Source organism: Microbacterium sp. NPDC089188 (assembly GCF_040685155.1).
GTDB lineage: Bacteria > Actinomycetota > Actinomycetes > Actinomycetales > Microbacteriaceae > Microbacterium > Microbacterium galbum.
The window spans coordinates 107520-127348 of the sequence record NZ_JBFBHH010000001.1; the positions used below are offsets into that span (position 1 = coordinate 107520).

Sequence of the window (19829 nt, forward strand, 5' to 3'; positions counted from 1 at the left end):
GCCCCCTCCCTTTCCCTCCCGAGGAGAGCCATGAGCACCCCCACCCGCATCCGTGTCGACCGCGCCGCAGTCGGCTCCGAGGTCCCCCGCCGCCTGTTCGGCTCGTTCGTCGAGCACATGGGCCGCTGCGTGTACGACGGCATCCACTCCCCCGGCCACGACACCGCGGACGCCGCAGGCTTCCGTGCGGACGTGCTCGAGCTCGTCCGTGAGCTCGGTGCCACGGTCGTGCGCTACCCCGGCGGCAACTTCGTCTCGGGCTACCGCTGGGAAGACGGGGTGGGCCCGCGTGACGAGCGCCCCGTGCGCCTGGATGCCGCGTGGCACAGCACCGAGACCAATCAGGTGGGGCTCCACGAGTTCGCCGAGTGGGCGGATGCCGCCGGCCTCGAGGTCATGGAGGCGGTCAACCTCGGCACGCGCGGTGTCGCCGAAGCCGCCGACCTGCTCGAATACACGAACCATCCCTCCGGCACGGCGCTCAGCGACCGGCGCCGCACGAACGGACGCGAGGAACCGTTCGGCATCCGCCTGTGGTGCCTCGGCAACGAGATGGACGGGCCCTGGCAGATCGGCCACAAGACCGCCGACGAATACGGCCGCCTCGCCGCCGAGACCGCGCGCATGATGCGCTTCATCGATCCGACCGTCGAGCTCGTCGCCGCCGGCAGCTCGAACCACGAGATGCCCACGTTCGGGGAGTGGGAGCGCACGGTGCTCCGTCACACCGCCGGCCTCGTCGATCACATCTCGGTGCATGCGTACTACGAAGAAGACCCGGTCGACCCGGCGAGCTTCCTCGCGAGCGGCGCCGCCCTCGACCGCTACATCTCCGACGTCGTCGACATCATCGATGAGGTCGGCGCCACCACCCCCGACGGCGGGACGATCGGCATCAGCGTCGACGAGTGGAACGTGTGGAACCAGACCCGTTGGAACGAGGTCGACAAGCCCCGCGTCTTCACCGGTGACTGGCCCGTCGCCCCGCGCCTGATCGAAGACGACTACACCGTCACCGACGCCGTCGTCGTCGGCTCCCTGCTCATCACGCTCATCCGCCGCTCCGACCGGGTCTCGATGGCCAACCTCGCGCAGTTGGTGAACGTCATCGCCCCGATCCGCACCGAGCCCGGCGGGGGCGCGGCCTGGCGCCAGAGCACGTTCCACCCGTTCGCGCTGACCGCGCGGGCGGCATCCGGTCGCGTCGTGCACCCCGTCGTCGAGGGCGCCACGATCGACACCGCGCGGCACGGGTCCGTCGACGCGGTCGATGCCGTCGCCACCGTCGACGGCGATGCCGTCTCGGTCTTCCTCGCCCACCGCGACCTCGACGCCCCCACCCCGGTCGAGCTCGACCTGGGGGCGGTGGCCGAGGTCGACGCGGTCGTGATCACGGTCCCCGAGGGCGGCGATCGCCACACCACCAACTCCGCCGCCGGCGAGCCCGTCGCCCCGCAGCCCCTGTCCGTCGACGTGGGGGCCGACGGCATCCTGCGCTTCACCCTCCCCGCCCTCGCCTGGGTGCGCCTGACGGCGCGCCTCACCGACTGACCCGAAAGACACCGTGACGACCTTCACCATCGGCGAGACCGACTTCCTGCTCGACGGGCGACCGCACCAGGTCATCTCGGGCACGCTGCACTACTTCCGCATCCACCCCGAGCACTGGGCCGACCGCATCCGCACAGCCAAGGCGATGGGGCTCAACACCATCGAGACCTACGTCGCGTGGAACGCGCACGAGCCCGTGAAGGGCGAATGGGATGCCACCGGCTGGAACGACCTGGGCCGCTTCCTCGACCTCATCGCCGCCGAGGGGCTGCACGCGATCGTGCGTCCGGGACCGTACATCTGCGCCGAGTGGCACAACGGGGGGCTGCCGGTGTGGCTGACCTCGACGCCGGGGATCGGCATCCGGCGCTCCGAACCGCAGTTCGTGGAGGCCGTGACCGAGTACCTGCGTCGGGTGTACGAGATCGTCGCCCCGCGCCAGATCGATCGCGGCGGCAACGTCGTGCTCGTGCAGATCGAGAACGAGTACGGCGCGTACGGCTCCGACAAGGAGTACCTGCACGAGCTCGTGCGCGTGACGAAGGACGCCGGCATCACCGTGCCGCTGACCACCGTCGACCAGCCCATGCCGTGGATGCTCGAGGCGGGGAGCCTGCCCGAACTGCACCTCACGGGTTCGTTCGGTTCGCGCTCGGAGGAGCGCCTCGCGACCCTCCGCGAGCACCAGCCCACGGGACCGCTGATGTGCAGCGAGTTCTGGGACGGGTGGTTCGACTGGTGGGGCAGCATCCACCACACGACCGACCCCGCGGCATCCGCCCACGACCTCGACGTGCTGCTCGCGGCCGGGGCCTCCGTGAACATCTACATGGTGCACGGCGGCACCAACTTCGGCACCACGAACGGCGCCAACGACAAGGGCCGGTTCGACCCCATCGTGACCTCGTACGACTACGACGCACCCATCGACGAGTCGGGCCATCCGACGGCGAAGTTCCACGCGTTCCGCGAGGTCATCGCGAAGTACGCGCCCGTGTCGGCGGAGGTTCCCGCGCCGCGGCCCACGGCCCCGTCGTTCGAGGTGACGCTGTCGGGCGAAGGCGAGTGGATGCCGGCAGCCGCCGATACGGCCCCGATCGACTCCCCCGCCACCTTCGAGCAGCTCGGGCACCTCGGTCCTCTCGTGCGGTACGACGTCGAGCTGCCGTCGTTCACCGGTCGCGCGGCGCTCGTGTTCGACGAGGTGCGCGACCTCGCCTGGGTGCACGTGGACGGGATCGCGGTGGGACGGCTGTCGCGGTCGCTGCGCGAGCGCGCGCTGATGATCCCCGCGGGCGCGCGACTGACGGTGCTCGTCGAGGACCAGGGACGCGTGAACTACGCCGATCGTCTCGGCGAGCCGAAGGGGCTCATCGGCGCGGTGACGCTGGACGGCGCCCCGCTCACCGGCTGGACCGCGACGCCGATCGACCTCGACACCGTCGAGGGCTCGGGCTCGGGCTCGGCGGGTCGGGCGTTCCTGCGCGGGACGTTCGAGCTCGACGCGCCCGTCGACCTGTTCCTCGACACCGGCTCGTGGGGCAAGGGCTTCGCCTTCGTCAACGGCTTCTTCCTCGGTCGGTACTGGAACAACGCGCCGCAAAACACGCTCTACGTGCCGGGACCGGCGACCCGCGCCGGCGCGAACGAGATCGTCGTGCTCGAGCTCGAGCACGCGGTGGATCCGGTCGCGCGCTTCGTCGCGGAGCCGTCGCTGGGGCAGCTCGAGGAGTAGGCCGGCCGTCCCTCCGGAACAGGCGATCCGTCGCGTGCAGGACCACCCGCGGGAGGGCGGTCCTGTTCGGCGGATCGCCTGTTTCCGCGTGTGCGCAGACGCGCGTCGCGCGCGGGAGGAGCAGGATGGGGTCATGACGATGGCCGCCTGGCTCCGCTCGCTCCCCTCGCTCACCGGGGTGGCCCCCGAGCCGGATGCCGCGCCCCTGCCCGATACGCCGGAGCCGCTGTTCGAGCGATGGATCCGCGGGGCGGTGGAGGCGGGTGTCGCCGAAGCGCACGGTGCCACCCTCTCGACGGTGGATGCCCGCGGCATCCCGGACGCCCGCGTGCTGATCCTCAAGGACCTCGATCCGGGAGGCTGGGCCTTCGCGGGCCCGCGCGACTCGGCGAAGGCGGAGCAGCTGGCCGCGCAGCCCGTCGCGGCCCTGACCTTCTGGTGGCCGTCCGTCGTGCGGTCCGTCCGCGCGCGCGGCCGGGTGGTCGAGGCATCAGCGGAGGAGTCCGCGGCCGATCTCGCTGCGCGATCCGCCGCCGCCCGCGACGGGATCGCGCCGGGTGGCTGGGTGCTGTGGCGGCTCGTTCCCGACCACGTCGAGTTCTGGCAGGGCTCCCCCGATCGCCGTCACCGGCGCACGATCTACCGTCGCGTCGGCGACGGCTGGCGGGTATCCGCCCCCGAGGTGGAGAGCGAGCGACGATGAGCGGCTACGAGATCACCGACATCGGCGCGATGGCCGCGTGGCGCGAGCACTTCGGCGGGTTCGTGCCGGAGCGCTCGCGCGACGGTCGACGCGTCGTCGACCACGAGCTGACCATGCAGTTCATCGGGATGACGGCGAACGCCCTCCTCCCCGGCGAGGACGCGGGGTACTGGCACACGCACAGCCGGGTCGAGGAGCTCTACGTCTTCCTCGAGGGGCGCGGACAGATGGGCTTGGGAGACGACGTCGTCGACGTCGGCGCGGGGAGCGTCGTCCGTGTCGGTCAGGGCGTGTGGCGCGTCTGGCGCGCGCTCCCCGACAGCCCGGGCGAGCTGCGCTGGCTGTGCATCCGCGCGGGCGGGGAGGCCCTGCCCCACATCCCCGACGACAGTTCGCGCGACGCCGATCGCCCGATGCCGTGGGCCGCCGCCGGCTGACCCCTCCGCGCTAGGCCGATCCGCGCCAGACGACCGGAGCGTCGAGCAGGATGCCGTCGGCATCCGCCACTCCGCCCGAGAGCTGCAGCAGCACCGCCTCGGCGGCCGCCGCCCCCAACCCTTCCGCGGGCTGATCGACCGTGCTGAGCGGGGGGTCGGTGCGCAGCGCCCAGGCGCTGTCGTCGAAGCCCACGACGCCCACGTCGTCGGGCACGCGTCGCCCCGCCGCGCGCAGAGCCTGCACGGCGCCGGCCGCCACGGCATCCGACGCTCCGAAGACGGCGTCGAGGTCGGGCGCGCGCTCGATCAGACGCCGCATGCCCGCCTCGCCGTCGGCGAAGGCGTACAGCGGGACGGGTTCGACGAGATCCTCGTCGAAGTCGGCGCCCAAGGCCTCGCGGAAGCCCGCCAGGCGGTCGCTGCCGGAGTCGCGGTCGAGAGCCGCGGCGATCATGCCGATGCGTCGACGACCGGTCGCGCGCAGCTTCTCGGTGATCGCGCGCGCCGCTCCGAGATTGTCGATGCCCACCCACGGGCGGGAGATGCCCGGGGGGTGGCCGACATAGGCGACGGGCAGCCCCAGGCGCTCCACGACGTCGGTGATGGGGTCGTGATGCCGGGCCGAGACGATCACCGCGCCGTCGACGAAGCCTCCGCTGAGGTAGCGCGCGACGCGGTCGGTGTCGCGCTCGGTGTCGACGACCACGCACACCATCTGGTAGTCGGCCTTCGACAGCGCCGTGTTGGCACCGAGCATGATGCCGCCGATGTTCGGGTCTTCCAGGAACAGCGAGTGCGGCTCGTGCACGATGAAGCCGACCGCCTGCGTGCGCTGGCGGACGAGGTTGCGGGCCGCTGTGTTGGGGACGTACCCGACCTCGCGGATCGCGGTCTGGATCGCCTCGCGCGCTTGATCGGAGACGTATCCGCCGTTGAGGACACGGCTCACCGTGCCCCGCGACACCCCCGCGGCCTTCGCCACGTCATGCACCGTGCTGCGCCGGCGCCCGGGCGGAGGAGGCGTCATGAGGGTCAGCCTATCGGGACGCGGGAGTTGACGACGGCGGTACGGCGTGTCAGTATGTGCACGTTCACACATCCTCGTTCGATGTCTTGCATCGCCGGTGTGTGCACGTTCACAGAACCCGCAAAGGAGCGCCCACCGGATGCTTGCCGTCGATCATCTGGCCCCGCTCGATCGCGACAGCGACCGAGCGACCGACCCGACCCGCGCGGGCGCCGCGCTGGACGCCCTGACCCGCGAGGGCCTCGTGTTCGGATGCGACTACAACCCCGAGCAGTGGGACCGCGCGGTGTGGGACGACGACATGCGCCTCATGAGCGAAGCGGGCGTGGGACTCGTGGCCGTGAACATCTTCGGCTGGTCCTGGATCAACCCCGACCACGGCATCTGGAACTTCGACGAGCTCGACGAGGTCATGGACCTCGCCCACGCGCACGGCATCCGGGTCAACCTCGGAACCGCGACCGCCTCGCCCGCCCCCTGGGTGACCACTCGGCATCCCGAGATCCTGCCCGTGGCCGAGGACGGGACACGGCGTTTCCCCGGCGGCCGCCAGGCGTACTGCCCGAGCTCCCCGGTCTTCCGCGGCTACGCGGCCGAGCTGAGCCGGCGCGTCGTGGAGCGCTACGCCGAGCACCCCGCCCTGGCCATGTGGCACGTCTCGAATGAGCTCGGATGCCACAACGCCCTGTGCTACTGCGAGGCCAGCGCCGCGGCGTTCCGCGACTGGCTGCGCGCCCGGTACGGCACCGTCGCAGCCGTCAACACCGCCTGGGGCACCTCGTTCTGGAGCCAGCGCTACAGCGACTGGGGGCAGATCCTCCCGCCGATGGCCGCGCTGTCGCTGCGCAACCCCGGGCAGCTGCTCGACTTCCAGCGCTTCTCCTCCGACCAGCAGCTCGAGCTGTACCGCGCCGAAGCCGAGATCATCCGCGCGCGCAGCGCAGCCCCGGTCACCACCAACTTCATGGTCACCGCGCACATCCGGGCGCTCGACTACTTCTCCTGGGCCGGCGAGATGGACGTCATCGCCAACGACCACTACCTCGACCGGCGACTCGCCGACCCGATCGCGGAGCTCTCGTTCGCGGCCGATCTCACGCGCGGCATCGCCGCAGGCACCCCGTGGCTGCTGATGGAGACCTCGACCGGCGCGGTGAACTGGCAGCCGCACAACCTCGCCAAGGGCGAGGGTGAGCTGCTGCGCAACGTCGTCTCGCACGTGGCGCGCGGCGCCGACGGCATCTGCTTCTTCCAGTGGCGCGCCTCGGCCCAGGGCGCCGAGAAGTTCCACTCCGCCCTCCTCCCCCACGCCGGCACCGACACCGCGCAGTGGCGCAGCGTCCTCGAAGTCGGCCGTACCCTGCGTGCGCTACAGCCCGTCGCCGGGACGCGCGTCGCGTCCGACGCGGCCGTGCTGTTCGACTGGGAGAGCTGGTGGGCGCTCGAGAACGAGGGCCGCCCGAGCGAAGACCTGCGCTACCTCGACCAGGTGCACGCCGCGCACGGGGCCCTCGCCGCCGCCGGGATCTCGACCGACGTCGTCTCGACGGGCGCCGACCTCTCCGCCTACCGTCTCATCGTCGTCCCGGCCCTCCATCTCGTGCGGGATGCCGACGTCGATCGCCTGTCGCGATTCGTCGAGGCCGGCGGCACCGTCGTCATCACCTTCGCCAGCGGCATCGTCGACGAGCAGGACCGGGTGCGGCTCGGCGGGTACCCGGGCGCCTTCCGCGACCTGCTCGGGATCGTGTCGGAGGAGTTCGCCCCGCTGGGGCCCGCGCAGGTCGTCACGCTCGACGACGGCAGCACCGGCTCGGTGTGGTCGGAGCGTCTGCGCACGGTCGACGCCGAGATCGACGCGCTCTTCGTCGACGGTCCCGCGGCGGGGCTCCCCGCACGCACCCGTCGCGCGGCCGGCGACGGTTCGGCGTGGTACCTGGCGACGCTCCCGTCGGCCGACGCCTACCGCGACCTCCTCCTGCGCATCGCCGCGGCATCCGGCATCCGCACCCTCGACGCCGTCACCGGGGTCGAGGTCGTGCGCCGGGCGGGCGAGGACCGCGCATTCACGTTCGTCATCAACCACACCACCGAGTCGGTCGAGATCGCGGCGCACGGGCGCGACGCGCTCACCGGCGAGCGCGTCGACGGTCTCGTCACCGTCGCCGGCGGTGCCGTCCGCATCATCGAGGAGGCCTCGTGACCACCACCGCTCCCGCTCCCGCGCGGGCCGAACGCGCGAGCGCCCCGAGGCCGCGCCGACCGCGCGTGCCCTTCAAGAGCGCGATCGTCGTCCTGCTGGCGCCGTTCGCGGTGCTGTTCGTCCTCTTCTACGTCCTGCCGATCGTCTTCGCCATCGTGCAGTCCCTTCTGGTGGTGCGCCGCGAGGGCACGTTCGGCAAGGCCGAACTCGTCTTCGGCGGGCTCCAGCAGTACGCGCTCGTCTTCCAGAACGAAGCGTTCTGGGCGTCGATGCTGCGCATGCTCGCGTTCGGCGTCGTGCAGGTGCCCGTGATGCTCGGCCTCGCGCTGATCTTCGCGCTGCTGCTGGACTCGCCGCTGCTGAAGGGCAAGCGGTTCTTCCGTCTCGCCTTCTTCGTGCCGTACGCGGTCCCCGGTGTGATCGCGGCGATCATGTGGGGCTCGCTGTTCTCGCCCAACCTCTCGCCGTTCACCGCGTTGACCAGGAACGTCGACTTCCTCGGCGCCGACCTCGTGCTGTGGTCGATCGCGAACGTCGTCACGTGGGTCTACGTCGGCTACAACATGCTGATCATCTACTCGTCGCTGCTGTCGATCCCCAGTGAGATCTACGAGGCGGCCCGCCTCGACGGTGCGGGGCAGTTCCGCATCGCGTGGTCGATCAAGATCCCGCTCGTGCGGCCCGCGATCGTCATGACCGCGATCTTCTCGATCGTCGGCACGCTGCAGCTGCTCGCCGAGCCGCAGGTCTTCCGCTCGTTCAGCTCCGCGGTCACCAGCACCTTCACTCCCAACATGACCGTCTACGCCACGGCATCCATCCCCAACGCCAATCTCGCGGCGGCGTTCTCGGTCGTGCTGGCCGTGACCACCTTCGTGCTGTCGTTCGGCTTCATGAAGTGGATGCAGAAGAAGGGCAACGCATGAGCGCCGTCACCACCTCCCGACGCCCCCTCGGCCCCCGCGCGGGCGGCCCCCGCTCCGGCGCGACCCGTTCGGGCGCGGTGCGCGAGCCCCTCGTCTCGCGCACCTCGGCGATGCTCGTCATGGCCGTCTTCACGGTCTACTTCCTGCTGCCGCTGTGGTGGCTGCTGGTGGCCTCGAGCAAGAGCACGGGCGACATCCTCACCACCAACCCCCTGTGGTTCGCCGACATGCGGCTGTTGTCGAACATCGGCGATCTGTTCGCCTACCGCGACGGCATCTTCCTGCGCTGGCTCGGCAACTCGCTGCTGTACGCCGGCCTCGGCGGAGCGGTCGCGACGCTCCTGGCCGCGATGGCCGGGTACGCGCTGGCGAAGTACCGCTTCCCGGGCCGCGAGCTCGTATTCGACGTCGTGCTCGGCGGTGTCCTGGTGCCGGCCACCGCGCTCGCCCTGCCGCTGTTCCTCATCTTCAGCCAGGTGCAGCTCACGAACACCTTCTGGGCCGTGTTCCTGCCCTCGCTCGTCAGCCCGTTCGGGGTGTACCTCGCGCGCATCTTCGCGGCATCCTCTGTGCCCGACGAGCTGCTCGAGGCCAGCCGGCTGGACGGCGCCGGAGAGATCCGCACGTTCTTCACCGTGAGCCTGCGGCTGATGAGTCCGGCACTGGTCACGATGTTCCTCTTCCAGTTCGTCGCGATCTGGAACAACTTCTTCCTGCCGCTGATCATGCTGCGCAGCGAGGAGCTGTTCCCCGTGGTGTTCGGGCTCTACGGCTGGAACAACCAGCTCAACCAGATCCCCGAACTGCGCGGGCTCGTCCTGATCGGCGCCCTGCTGTCGGTCATCCCCCTCATCGTCATCTTCCTGCTCCTCCAGCGCTTCTGGCGCAACGGTCTCGGGACCGGCGCGCTGAAGTAATCCGTTCGGCGGCTGCGGCCGCCCCCACCCCGGGCGCAAACGGCGCGTCCGGGCACCCAGAGAAAGAGGCATCCCCATGAAGCACAGAATCCTCGCGGCGACATCCGGCGTCGCCCTGTCGGCTCTGCTCCTCGCCGGTTGCGCCGGAAGCGGGAGCGGCGACGGCGCCGCGGCCGCCGACTGCGCCCCCGCCGACGGTCCCGTGACCCTCGAGTTCACCTCGTGGATCCCGGGCATCGAGAAGGCCGTCGACCTGTGGAACACCGAGAACCCCGATATCCAGGTCAAGGTGCAGACCGGCCCCAACGGCAACAACGGCACGTACCAGAACTTCTTCAACCAGATCGCCGCGGGCAACGCCCCCGACCTCGGCCAGATCGAGTACGACGCCCTCCCCAACTTCCTCGTGCAGGACGGCGTCGAGAACATCGCCGCCTGCTCCGACGTCGTCGCGGCGAAGGACCAGTTCGTGGGCTGGGCGTGGAACCAGGTCGCCCTCGGCGAGGACGGCGCCGTGTACGGCATCCCGCAGGACATCGGCCCGATGGCGCTGTTCTACCGCAAGGACCTCTTCGCGGCGAACGGCATCGCGATCCCCACCACGTGGGACGAGTACACCGAGGCCGCCAAGAAGATCCGCGCGCTCGGCGGGTACATCACCAACTTCTCGCAGTCCGACATCAACCAGTTCGCCGGCTTCGTCTGGCAGGCCGGTGGGCAGTGGTTCGGCAACGACGCGGACGGCTGGACCGTCTCGCTCACGGACCCGGCGTCGGAGAAGGTCGCCGATTACTGGCAGTCGCTCATCGACCAGGACCTCGTCTCGACCTACCCCGCGTGGACCGACGAGTGGAACAACGCCTACAACTCCAGCCAGGTCTGGACGTGGAACTCCGCCGTCTGGGGCGCGAACTCGATCTCGAGCGGCGCTCCCGACACCGCGGGTGGATGGGCCGTGGCCGACCTGCCGCAGTGGAACGCCGGTGACGCCGTGTCGGGCAACTGGGGCGGATCGTCGATCGCCGTCCTCAAGGGCAGCGAGCACCCCTACGAGGCGACGACGTTCGCTCTGTGGCTGAACACCTCCGAGGAGGCGCTGACGGTGCTCAACGAAGAGGCCAACATCTACCCCGCCACGACCGAGGGCCTGAAGCTCCCCTCGCTCACGCAGGGCGTCGAATTCTACGGCGGACAGAAGATCTACGACGTCTTCGCCAAGGCCGCGACCGAGGTGACGCCCGACTTCGTGTGGGGCCCGACCATGACGAAGACCTACGCCGACGTCTCCGACGGCTTCAAGGCCGCGGTCAGCGGCAGCGGCACGCTCGCCGACGCCCTCCAGAAGGGCCAGGATGCCACCATCGGCGCCCTGGAGTCGCAGTCCATCCCCGTGAAGAAGTAACGCTTGCTTCTTCCGGCGACGCCCGTGGATGCTCCGGCATCCGCGGGCGTCCTGCGTTTCCGGATCCCGCCGCGGTGGGGCGGGGTGAGGGGTGAGAGCGGAGCGGGGAGGAAAGCGGCGTGGGGGCTCAGGACGCCGCGGCGGCCGCGGCGCGGCGCGCGGCCTGGCGCAGGGCCTGCCGCAACGCGTCCGGGCGGGCGTCGGCGATCGGCCGGTCGAACCGGAGGCATTCCGCGGCGAGGGCACCCCACGACCACGAGCCCAGCGACACGCGGGTGCGGCCGTCATCGGTGGCGAGGAGACTGCCGTCCCCCACGTAGGGCGCGAGATCGTCGCGTTCCGCGGCGACCACGATCTCGCCCCGGCAGGGCCAGCGTCCCGTCTCGTCGCCCCCGCGGAACCGCCCCTCGAGGTAGCGCACCGGATCTCCGCCGGGCAGCGCGCGTCGGGGGAACGGGCGGCCGCGATGGGTCTTCAGCGTCATCCGATCGACGCGGTAGATGCGCCAGTCGGCGCGCTCGGGGGTGAAGCCGATGAGGTACCACCGTCCCGAGGACCACACCAGGTGGTGCGGCTCGGTCACTCGCGCAGGCCCCTCCGAGCCGGAGTAGTCGAAGCGCACCTCCTCCGCTGCCTCGATGGCCGCCTCGATCGCGCCGAGCACGGAAGGGTCGACGCCGACCGCACCCGCCGGCGCGATCACCTCGACCGCGAAGCGCTGCGCACGACGCCCCAGCGGCGCCGGCAACAGGCGCGAGAGGACGCTCAGCGCCTCATCGGCGGCGTCGGCGAGGGGACCGCCCGCGGACGCCGCGACCCGCAGCGCGACCGCGACGGCGACGGCCTGATCCGCGTCGAAGGCCACGGGCGGCAGATGCGCCCCCGCGCGCAAGCGGTAGCCGCCCGCGGGCCCGCGCGTCGCATCGATGTCGTACCCGAGTTCGCGGAGGCGGTCGACGTCCCGGCGGATCGTGCGCTCGCTCACGTCGAGACGACCGGCGAGCGCGGCCGCCGACCAGTCGCGGCGGGACTGCAGAACGGTCAGCAGCGACAGCAGCCGCCGCGAGGTCGAGGGAGCGGAGGTCTCCGGCATGGCATCCATTCTGCGTCGCATTGCGGACCATCCCTGTCCGCAATGCGCGGGAGAGTCAGGGCATCCGGAACCTCCCGGCGTCAGACAGGAATCGACATGACCCTCACCACCACCCTCCACGTCAACTTCGACGGCCACGCGGCCGACGCCCTCGCCTTCTACGCGGAGGTGTTCGGCGGAACCGTCACGGCGGTCCCTTACGGCGACACGGCCGAAGTTCCCGAGCAGCGCGAGCAGATCGTGTGGGGCGAGATGGTCGCGCCCAGCGGCGTGCACGTGATGGCGTACGACATCCAGCGCTCGCTCGCCTACGACCGGGGCGCGAACCCCTTCTACCTCGCGCTGCGCGGGTACGACGCCGACGAGGTGCGCGCCGCATGGGAAGGACTGAGCCAGGATGCCGAGATCCTGGCCCCGTTCGGACCGTCGGCGTTCTCGCCGCTGTACGGCAAGCTCGTGGACCGCTTCGGCGTCGTGTGGATCATCGACGTGATCGCCCCCTGGAACGACTGAGCCATCGCCGGCAGGGCTCGGCAGGACCAGCCCCGCGGCTCGGATGTCGCTGCGTCGGGCACTCTCCGACGCAGCGACACCTGAGCGGCGGCTCGACACCCCGAACGCGACGGATGACGGGTCGGCTCACTCCGCGATCGGCACCGGCACGACGGCATCCGCCGTCGCCCGCAGCGACGGACTCGCGAAGCGCGCCTTCGCGACCACCGCGGCGGCGGCGATCATGAGCGCCGCGCCCAGGACGTACGGTGCCGCGTGGGCGACGTGGGCGTAGAGCAGTCCCGCCATCAGCGGCGCGACCGTCCCGACCGCGGCATTGAGAGATTGCGCGGCACCCGCGATCCAGCCCTGCTCGTCGTCGCCGACGGCGTTGGAGAGCAATCCGTCCATGGTGGCCTGCGCCGCCCCCTGGCCCGCGGCGAGCGTCAGCGCGCCCACGACGAACAGCCACGGTTGCGCCAGGAGCGACGCGACCCCGGCGAGGGCGACGAGTCCGACCGCCTGCGCGACGATCCCGCTGACCACGACGCCGCGCTCGCCGATGCGCGGCAGCAGGAAGCCCAGCAGCACCCCTTGGATCGCGATGTCGATGATGCCGACGCACGCGGTGAGCAGACCGATCGCGGTGGGGCTCCAGGAGATCGCATCGAGGGCGAGCACGCTGAAGTTGTTGACGAAGAAGCCGAACGGAAGGCCCACGAGGATGAGGCCGACCATGAGCCCGCGGAGCTCGGGTCGACGGAAGACGCCGCGGAAGACCGCGAAGGGGTGCACCGCGCGCAGCTCGAGAGAGGCGATCCGCCGGTCGGGGGCGAGGCTCTCGGGCAGCAGGAAGATGCTCAGGATCGCCACCGTCAGCGCGAGACCCGCGGTGACGAACACCGGCAGGTCAACGTCGATCGCGGCGAGGGTGCCGCCGAGGGCGGGCCCGACCATCGTGCCGATGCCGGCCGTCGCCCCGAGGATGCCGAAGCGGCGAGCGCGCTTCTCGGGCGGGGTGATGTCGGCGAGGTAGGCGAAGAGAGCGGGGAGGTCGCCGGCGGTCACGCCCTGCACGATGCGTCCGAGCAGCAATACCCAGAGGGCGCCCCCGATACCGAAGAGCAGGAAGCCGAGGGCTGCTCCGAACCCGGCGACGATGATGACGGGGCGACGCCCGAAGCGGTCGGAGATGCGGCCGAGGAAAGGCGCGACGAGGAACGCGCAGAGCGCATTGACGGTCTCGAGGATGCCGACCCATACGGCGAGATCGGCGGGGTTCGACACGTACCGGAGGACGACGAAGGGCAGTACCGGCAGCACGACGGTCATGCCGGCGGTGGTGAGCGTCGTGATGACGACGAGCATCACCCAGGCGCGGCGGCCGGGGACGGGGGTGGAGGAAAGCGAAGTCACGCCGTAACTGTACTCGTACCAGTTTTGTTGTCAATACAGGTTTGGACCCATTCCGGTAGACTGCCCGCATGAGCACCGACGTCGGGCGCCGCGAGCGCAAGAAAGCCGCCACCCGCAAGGCCATCTCCGACGCCGCGACCGCGCTCTTCGTGGAGCGGGGGTTCGACGAGGTCAGCATCCGCGAGGTCGCCGACGCCGCAGACGTCTCCCCGACGACCGTGTTCGCGCACTTCCCGCAGAAGGAGGCGCTCGTCTTCGACGAGGACGACGCGCAGCGCGATCTACTCGTCGCCGCCGTGCGCGACCGCACCCCCGGCACGACCGTGTCCGAGGCGCTGCGCGACCTCTACCGCCGCGAGCTCATCGGCCTCGCCTTCGACCCGACCGGCGAGCACCGCCGCCAGTTCATGCAGCTCATCACCGGCACCCCCGCCCTGCGCGACTACGCCTCCCGCATGTGGCTGCGTCACGAGGACGCCCTCGCCGCGGCGATCGCCGCGACGACCGGGCAGAGCGAGCCGGATGCCGAGACCCGCGTCTACGCGAGGATGGTGCTGCAGCTGCAGATCCTCGCGTTCGAGCACGACGACGCCGCGGCGACGATCGAGGCGGGCTTCCACCTCCTGGAGCAGGGCTGGCGCGAGCCGCGCTGACGGTGCACACCCCGGGGAGCACACCCGGGGCCCCCGACCCCGGCGCGCGTCAGGCCTGGGCGGTGCTCCGGCGCACGACCACCGACGCGGGAACCGTCTCGGCGATCGGCTCCCCTCCCTCGATCGCACCGACGAGCGCTGTGACGGCGCGCCGACCGAGGGCGTCGAAGTCTTGGCGCACCGTGGTCAGGGGTGGACGGAACTCGGCGGCATCCGCGATGTCGTCGAAGCCGACGACGGAGACGTCTTCGGGAACGCGCCGCCCCGCATCGGCGAGGGCCCGCAGCGCGCCGAGCGCCATCTGATCGTTGGCGACGAAGATCGCCGTCGCCTCGAGCAGGTGCGACACCGCCCGATGACCGGATGCCGAGGTCCAATCGCCGCGGACCGGCTCGGGGGTGACGAGCCCGGCGTCGGCGAGCGCGAAGCGCCACCCTCGTTCGCGCTCGGCCGCGGCGAACGAGCCGCGCGGCCCTCCGAGGTGGTGCACCGTGTCGTGGCCGAGCGCCAGCAGATGCGCGGTCGCGGCGCGGGCGCCGGCGGCGTGGTCGGTCTGCACGATCGAGAAACGCGCGTCGGGCGGCGAATCGACCACGACCACGTGGAGGTCGGCGGGCGGGTCGACGTCGCGGGCGAGCTCGGTCGCCTCGTTCAGCACCACCGCCCCGTCGACGCCCTGCGATCGCAGTCGCGCGAAGGCGTCGCGGATACCGCGCTCGCCCACCGTCACCACGGCGAGCGCATAGTCACGGGCGGCGGCGGCCTCGGAGATGGCCTGGAGCATGCGGGAGTTGCCGACGGATGCGAGGGTCGACACGACGAGACCGATGGTGGAGGTCTGACCCGTGCGCAACGCACGGGCGGCGCGGTGCATGCGGTACCCGAGGTCGGCCATCGCCTTCTCGACGCGGGCACGCGTGGCCGGGTCGACGCGGGGGCTGCCGTTGGCCACGCGCGACACGGTCTGCGCCGAGACTCCGGCCCTCTCGGCCACATCGGCCATGGATACGCGCATCACGCCCCCTCGATGTTGACGATATCACGGCCCAGATGTAGCGTGTTATCGTGAACACGGACAGCCTTACCGCGGAGCCCCTGGGCGCCGGCGTCGTCAAGCGGCCCACCCGCCTCGCCGACGGACGCGAGCTCATCTACTTCGACGACCCCGACACGACGCTCGGCGCCGAGCGCGCGGTCGACGCCCGCACCCTCGACCCGCGGCCGACGACGGCGACCATGCGGCAGGACGTGCTGACCGGTGACTGGATCACCGTGGCATCCAATCGGCAGAACCGAGCGTTCCTGCCCCCCGCCCACCTCGACCCGCTGTCTCCGCAGACGCCGACGAACCCCTCGGAGATCCCGTCGCTCTATGACGTGGCGGTGTTCGAGAACAAGTCCCCGTCGTTCGGCCCCGCCCTCGACGCGGCCGTCGGCGACGCCCCTACCGCCGTCGACCCGCCGCGCGGCGACGACGACCTCGAGCACCTCGGCCTCGGCCGCACGCGCACCTCGGTCGGCCGGTGCGAGGTCGTGTGCTTCAGCCCCGCGCACGAGGGGTCGTTCGGCTCGCTCTCGCGCACCCGCGCCCGCACCGTCATCGAGGCATGGGCGGACCGCACCGCGGCGCTGTCGGCTCTGCCCGGCATCCGTCAGGTGTTCCCGTTCGAGAACCGCGGAGAGCAGATCGGGGTCACGCTCCCCCACCCGCACGGGCAGATCTACGCCTACCCGTACGTGACCCCGCGCACGCACCGCCTGCTCGACACGATCTCGCGCACCTCGATCGACCTGTTCGCGCGCATCCTGGAGTTCGAGCAGGGCGGCGAGCGCGTCGTGCTGCGCGGAGAGCACTGGACCGCGTTCGTCCCCTTCGCCGCGCGCTGGCCCATCGAGGTGCACGTGCTCCCGCACCGCCACGTCGCCGACCTCGCCGAGACGACCGACGCCGAGCGCGACGAGCTCGCCCCGTTCTACCTGCGACTGCTGCGCGGCATCGACGCGCTCTACGACACCCCCACCCCCTACATCGCCGCCTGGCATCAGGCGCCGGTCGGACGGGGCCGGGATGCCGTGCGCCTCAACCTGCAGATCACCTCCCCCCGTCGCGCCGCCGACAAGCTGAAGTACCTCGCCGGATCCGAGGCCGCCATGGGCGCCTGGATCGGCGACGTGACCCCCGAATCGCAGGCCGAGCGCCTGCGCGCCGCCCTCGACACCGTTCCGGAGGTGACGGCATGACCGCCGTCGACGACGCCCGCACCCTTCTCCGCACCCTCACCGACGCCCCGGAGGCCGGGGTGTGGTCGGCTCCCGGTCGCGCCAACCTCATCGGCGAGCACACCGACTACAACGAGGGCTTCGTCTTCCCCTTCGCGATCGCGCAGCGCACCGCCGCGGCCGTCGCGGTACGCTCCGACGACGTCATCCGCGTGACCTCGACGTTCGCCCCCGATCCGGTGGAGGTCTCGCTCGCCGACCTCGACGCCCGGATCGCCGCCGGCGGCCTCGACTGGGCAGGCTACCCGCTGGGCGTGGCGTGGGCGCTGCGTCGGGAGGCCCCGGATGCCGTGCCGCGCGGTGTCGACATCGCCCTCGCCTCCGACGTGCCCGTGGGTGCCGGCCTGTCGTCGTCGGCCGCGATCGAGGGGGCCGTGGCATCCGCCCTCAACGATGTGTGGAACGCGGGTCTCGACAAGGTCGCGCTCGCCCGGGTGGGACGCACCGCCGAGAACGACGCCGTCGGCGCCCCCACCGGGATCATGGACCAGATGGCCTCGATGCTCGGCGTCGCCGACGCGGCAACCTTCCTCGACTGCCGCACGCTCGAGACGCGTCCCGTCGCGCTCGGCTTCTCCGACGCGGGCCTGGCGATCCTCGTGGTCGACACTCTCGTCGAGCACGCGCACTCCACGGGGGGCTACCGCGAGCGTCGCGAGGCGTGCGAGCGCGGGGCGGCCGCGTTCGGAGTCGACTCCCTGCGCGATCTCACGGTCGACGACCTGCCCCGCGCGGCGGAGATCCTCGACGACGTCACCTTCCGCCGGGTCCGCCATGTCGTGACCGAGAACCAGCGCGTGCTCGACACCGTCGCCGCCCTCGACGCCGACGGTCCCGCCGCGATCGGCGACCTGCTCGTCGCCTCGCACGCCTCGATGCGGGACGACTTCGAGATCTCGGTGCCCGAGCTCGATCTCGCGGTCGAGACGACGCTCGCTTCGGGTGCGCTCGGCGCGCGGATGACCGGCGGCGGCTTCGGCGGCGCGGCGATCGCACTGATGCCCGTCGGCCTGATCCCAGTGGCGACGGATGCCGTGCGGGCCGCGTTCGCGGCATCCGGGTTCCGCGCCCCGAACGTGTTCACGGTGACCCCCTCGGAGGGTGCGCGCCGCGACGCGTGACGCGCGTCGCGCGGCGTGCTGTCTCGTGCGGCGCCTGGGCGCGGGGCTGCGTCGGCGTCGGTGGCCTCCGAAGTAAACGCTCCAGCGAGGGGGAAAACGCCGTGGCGCGGCGTTCCTCCCTCGGGCGTGCGTTTCCTCGGGGTGCCTGTGGCCGCGTGCCGCCGCCGGGCAGCCGGCCGCCCGGCGGCACCCCGCGCCGCACGGCACCCGTCGAGAAAGGGTGGTTCCCGGAGACCACGTGCCGACCGACGGCGTGCTCCGCGGGGAGGACACCGCGAGGCATCTCGTCGGCGAGCGGGCCGGGCGGCAGGATGAGGGGGTGGATGCCGCTCCCCTCGTCGTGACGTCGAAAGGCCGTGTGCGCGGGTTCCGGCGAGGCGGCACCGCCGTGTTCCTCGGCATCCCGTTCGCGCAGGCTCCCGTGAAGGCGTTGCGCTTCGCCGCCCCCGTCGCCGTCGATCCCTGGGAGGGCGAACGCGACGCCACCGCCTACGGAGCGACCGCGCAGCGGGGCGACACGGGCATCACCCTCATCCCCGAGCCGAGCGTGCCGGGCGAGTCCACGCTGAACGTCAACGTCTTCGCCCCGTTCGAGGCGACCCCGGATACCGCCCTCCCGGTGCTCGTGTGGATCCACGGCGGCGGTTTCGTCTCGGGGTCGCCTGCGAGCCGGTGGTACGACGGCGACGCGTTCGCGCGCGACGGCGTCGTCACGGTGGTCGTGTCGTACCGGCTCGGTTTCGACGGATTCGGGCACATCGAGGGCGCGCCCGCGAATCGCGGGCTGCGCGATCAGATCGCCGCCCTCGAATGGGTGCGCGACGAGATCCGCGCGTTCGGCGGCGATCCCGCCCGCGTGACCGTCGCCGGGCAGTCGGCGGGCGGCGGTTCGGTGCTGGCCCTGCTCGCGAGCCCCGCGGCATCCGGTCTGTTCGCCGGAGCGATGGCCCTCTCCCCCGCCCTGGGCGCCGTGGCCGCGCCCGCTGCCCGCCGCTTCGCCGAGCGGCTCGCGACCCTCGCCGGGGTGCGGCCCGATCGGGAGGGCCTCGCCGCGCTGCCCGAGGAGCTGTTGCTCGACCTGCAGCGACAGGCGCAGAAGCCCGAACGGCGGTTCTCGCGGGCGGGGCTGACGGCGCTGCTCGACGACGGGCTGCCGCTCGGACCCGTCGTCGACGGCGACCTGCTGCCCCGTTCGCCGCTCGACGCCCTCGCGGGGGGAGCGTCGGCCGGGATCCCCCTCGTGGTCGGCGCCACCGACGACGAGTTCACCATGCTCACCGCCCGCGCCCGCGGCGTGCTCGCTCTCGCGCCGGTGCCGCTCGTCCTCGCCGCGCTCGGTCTCGGGCGCTCGCGTCGGCGCGCCTACCTCGCGCGGTCGCGGCGGCGCGGGGGCGCCGCGCGCCTCGGCGGCTACCTCTCGGACCGCGTCATCCGTTCGGTGGTGCTGCGCGCCGCGCGCGCTCGCGCGGGTGGCCCGGATGGCGCGGCGACCTGGGTGTACCGCTTCGCGTGGCCCTCGCCCTCGATCGGCTTCTCCTGCCACTGCCTCGATGTGCCGTTCTGGTTCGACCACCTCGACGCCGAGGGCGTGTCCGCCATCGCGGGCGACGCCCCTCCTCGCGACCTGGCGGCGCAGCTGCACGGTGCGGCGGTCGCCTTCGTGCGGCACGGCGACCCCGGTTGGCCCGCCTGGGATGCCACCGCCCGTCGGGCACGGGTGTTCGGCGCCCCGGCATCCATCGCCACGGTCGACCCCGACGCCTACCTGGACGTGGCCCCGCTGGTCTGACCCGCCGTCGCCGCGTGAGTCGCCAGGATTCGTCGCCGCCCGGGCGGTCGAGGCGACGCATCTCGGCGACTCACGCCCTCTGCG

The 19829-nt window shown here is 71.8% G+C and carries 17 protein-coding genes; 13 read left to right on the top strand and 4 right to left on the bottom strand.

Annotated elements, in window-relative coordinates; all coding sequences use genetic code 11:
* The first annotated feature begins 30 nt into the window (after window positions 1-30).
* The 4 genes from AB0N80_RS00455 to AB0N80_RS00470 all read left to right on the top strand — a co-directional run bounded on the left by AB0N80_RS00455 (window position 31) and on the right by AB0N80_RS00470 (window position 4426).
* Complete coding sequence (locus tag AB0N80_RS00455) at window positions 31-1551, top strand: alpha-L-arabinofuranosidase C-terminal domain-containing protein (protein WP_363576892.1); 1521 nt, start codon at window positions 31-33, stop codon at window positions 1549-1551.
* Window positions 1552-1564: 13 nt separating this feature from the next.
* Complete coding sequence (locus AB0N80_RS00460; protein WP_363389194.1) at window positions 1565-3286, top strand: glycoside hydrolase family 35 protein; 1722 nt, start codon at window positions 1565-1567, stop codon at window positions 3284-3286.
* 133 nt (window positions 3287-3419) lie between these two features.
* Window positions 3420-3989, top strand: coding sequence for a pyridoxamine 5'-phosphate oxidase family protein (locus AB0N80_RS00465; protein WP_363576894.1), 570 nt, complete (start codon window positions 3420-3422; stop codon window positions 3987-3989).
* Entirely contained in the window at window positions 3986-4426 is a 441-nt protein-coding gene (locus AB0N80_RS00470; RefSeq protein WP_315994478.1) for a cupin domain-containing protein, read from the top strand. The genes AB0N80_RS00465 and AB0N80_RS00470 overlap by 4 nt, the downstream gene beginning before the upstream one ends.
* Window positions 4427-4436: 10 nt before the next feature.
* Here the strand turns inward: AB0N80_RS00470 and AB0N80_RS00475 are convergent, their stop codons facing one another.
* The gene (locus AB0N80_RS00475) at window positions 4437-5453 is read right to left on the bottom strand and encodes a LacI family DNA-binding transcriptional regulator (protein ID WP_315994477.1); all 1017 of its coding nucleotides are present in this window, start codon (window positions 5451-5453) and stop codon (window positions 4437-4439) included.
* Between the two features lie 139 nt (window positions 5454-5592).
* Here AB0N80_RS00475 and AB0N80_RS00480 point away from each other — a divergent pair, with 139 nt between their 5' ends.
* The 4 genes from AB0N80_RS00480 (at window position 5593) to AB0N80_RS00495 (ending at window position 10901) form a co-directional block, all read left to right on the top strand.
* A complete protein-coding gene (locus AB0N80_RS00480; protein WP_363576897.1) occupies window positions 5593-7656 on the top strand; it encodes a beta-galactosidase in 2064 nt (687 codons plus the stop codon).
* Window positions 7653-8582: a sugar ABC transporter permease gene (locus AB0N80_RS00485; protein ID WP_363576899.1), complete on the top strand. Its 930-nt coding sequence runs from the start codon at window positions 7653-7655 to the stop codon at window positions 8580-8582. Before AB0N80_RS00480 ends, AB0N80_RS00485 begins: the two co-directional genes overlap by 4 nt.
* A complete protein-coding gene (locus AB0N80_RS00490) occupies window positions 8579-9499 on the top strand; it encodes a carbohydrate ABC transporter permease (RefSeq protein ID WP_315994474.1) in 921 nt (306 codons plus the stop codon). Before AB0N80_RS00485 ends, AB0N80_RS00490 begins: the two co-directional genes overlap by 4 nt.
* Window positions 9500-9575: 76 nt before the next feature.
* Window positions 9576-10901: an extracellular solute-binding protein gene (locus tag AB0N80_RS00495; RefSeq protein WP_315994473.1), complete on the top strand. Its 1326-nt coding sequence runs from the start codon at window positions 9576-9578 to the stop codon at window positions 10899-10901.
* Window positions 10902-11028: 127 nt separating this feature from the next.
* Here AB0N80_RS00495 and AB0N80_RS00500 read toward each other — a convergent pair whose 3' ends face one another.
* Window positions 11029-11994 (bottom strand): WYL domain-containing protein, encoded by a 966-nt coding sequence (locus tag AB0N80_RS00500; RefSeq protein WP_363576901.1) that lies wholly within the window; start codon window positions 11992-11994, stop codon window positions 11029-11031.
* A 96-nt stretch (window positions 11995-12090) separates the two neighbouring features.
* Here AB0N80_RS00500 and AB0N80_RS00505 point away from each other — a divergent pair, with 96 nt between their 5' ends.
* Window positions 12091-12507: a VOC family protein gene (locus tag AB0N80_RS00505; protein WP_363576903.1), complete on the top strand. Its 417-nt coding sequence runs from the start codon at window positions 12091-12093 to the stop codon at window positions 12505-12507.
* Window positions 12508-12633: 126 nt separating this feature from the next.
* On the opposite strand, the gene AB0N80_RS00510 is transcribed toward AB0N80_RS00505, so the two are convergent.
* Window positions 12634-13902 carry an MFS transporter gene (locus AB0N80_RS00510; RefSeq protein WP_315994470.1) on the bottom strand — a complete coding sequence of 423 codons (1269 nt, stop codon included), beginning with the start codon at window positions 13900-13902 and terminating at the stop codon, window positions 12634-12636.
* 68 nt (window positions 13903-13970) lie between these two features.
* On the opposite strand from AB0N80_RS00510, the gene AB0N80_RS00515 reads away from it, so the two are divergent.
* Entirely contained in the window at window positions 13971-14555 is a 585-nt protein-coding gene (locus AB0N80_RS00515) for a helix-turn-helix domain-containing protein (RefSeq protein ID WP_315994469.1), read from the top strand.
* A gap of 49 nt (window positions 14556-14604) precedes the next feature.
* Here AB0N80_RS00515 and AB0N80_RS00520 read toward each other — a convergent pair whose 3' ends face one another.
* Window positions 14605-15570: a LacI family DNA-binding transcriptional regulator gene (locus AB0N80_RS00520; RefSeq protein ID WP_363389165.1), complete on the bottom strand. Its 966-nt coding sequence runs from the start codon at window positions 15568-15570 to the stop codon at window positions 14605-14607.
* Window positions 15571-15620: 50 nt separating this feature from the next.
* Here AB0N80_RS00520 and galT point away from each other — a divergent pair, with 50 nt between their 5' ends.
* The 3 genes from galT (at window position 15621) to AB0N80_RS00535 (ending at window position 19745) form a co-directional block, all read left to right on the top strand.
* The gene (galT, locus tag AB0N80_RS00525; RefSeq protein ID WP_363576906.1) at window positions 15621-16796 is read left to right on the top strand and encodes a galactose-1-phosphate uridylyltransferase; all 1176 of its coding nucleotides are present in this window, start codon (window positions 15621-15623) and stop codon (window positions 16794-16796) included.
* Window positions 16793-17956, top strand: a complete 1164-nt coding sequence (galK, locus tag AB0N80_RS00530; protein WP_363576908.1) for a galactokinase — start codon at window positions 16793-16795, stop codon at window positions 17954-17956. Before galT ends, galK begins: the two co-directional genes overlap by 4 nt.
* A gap of 238 nt (window positions 17957-18194) precedes the next feature.
* The gene (locus AB0N80_RS00535; protein WP_363576910.1) at window positions 18195-19745 is read left to right on the top strand and encodes a carboxylesterase family protein; all 1551 of its coding nucleotides are present in this window, start codon (window positions 18195-18197) and stop codon (window positions 19743-19745) included.
* The last annotated feature ends 84 nt before the right edge of the window (window positions 19746-19829 follow it).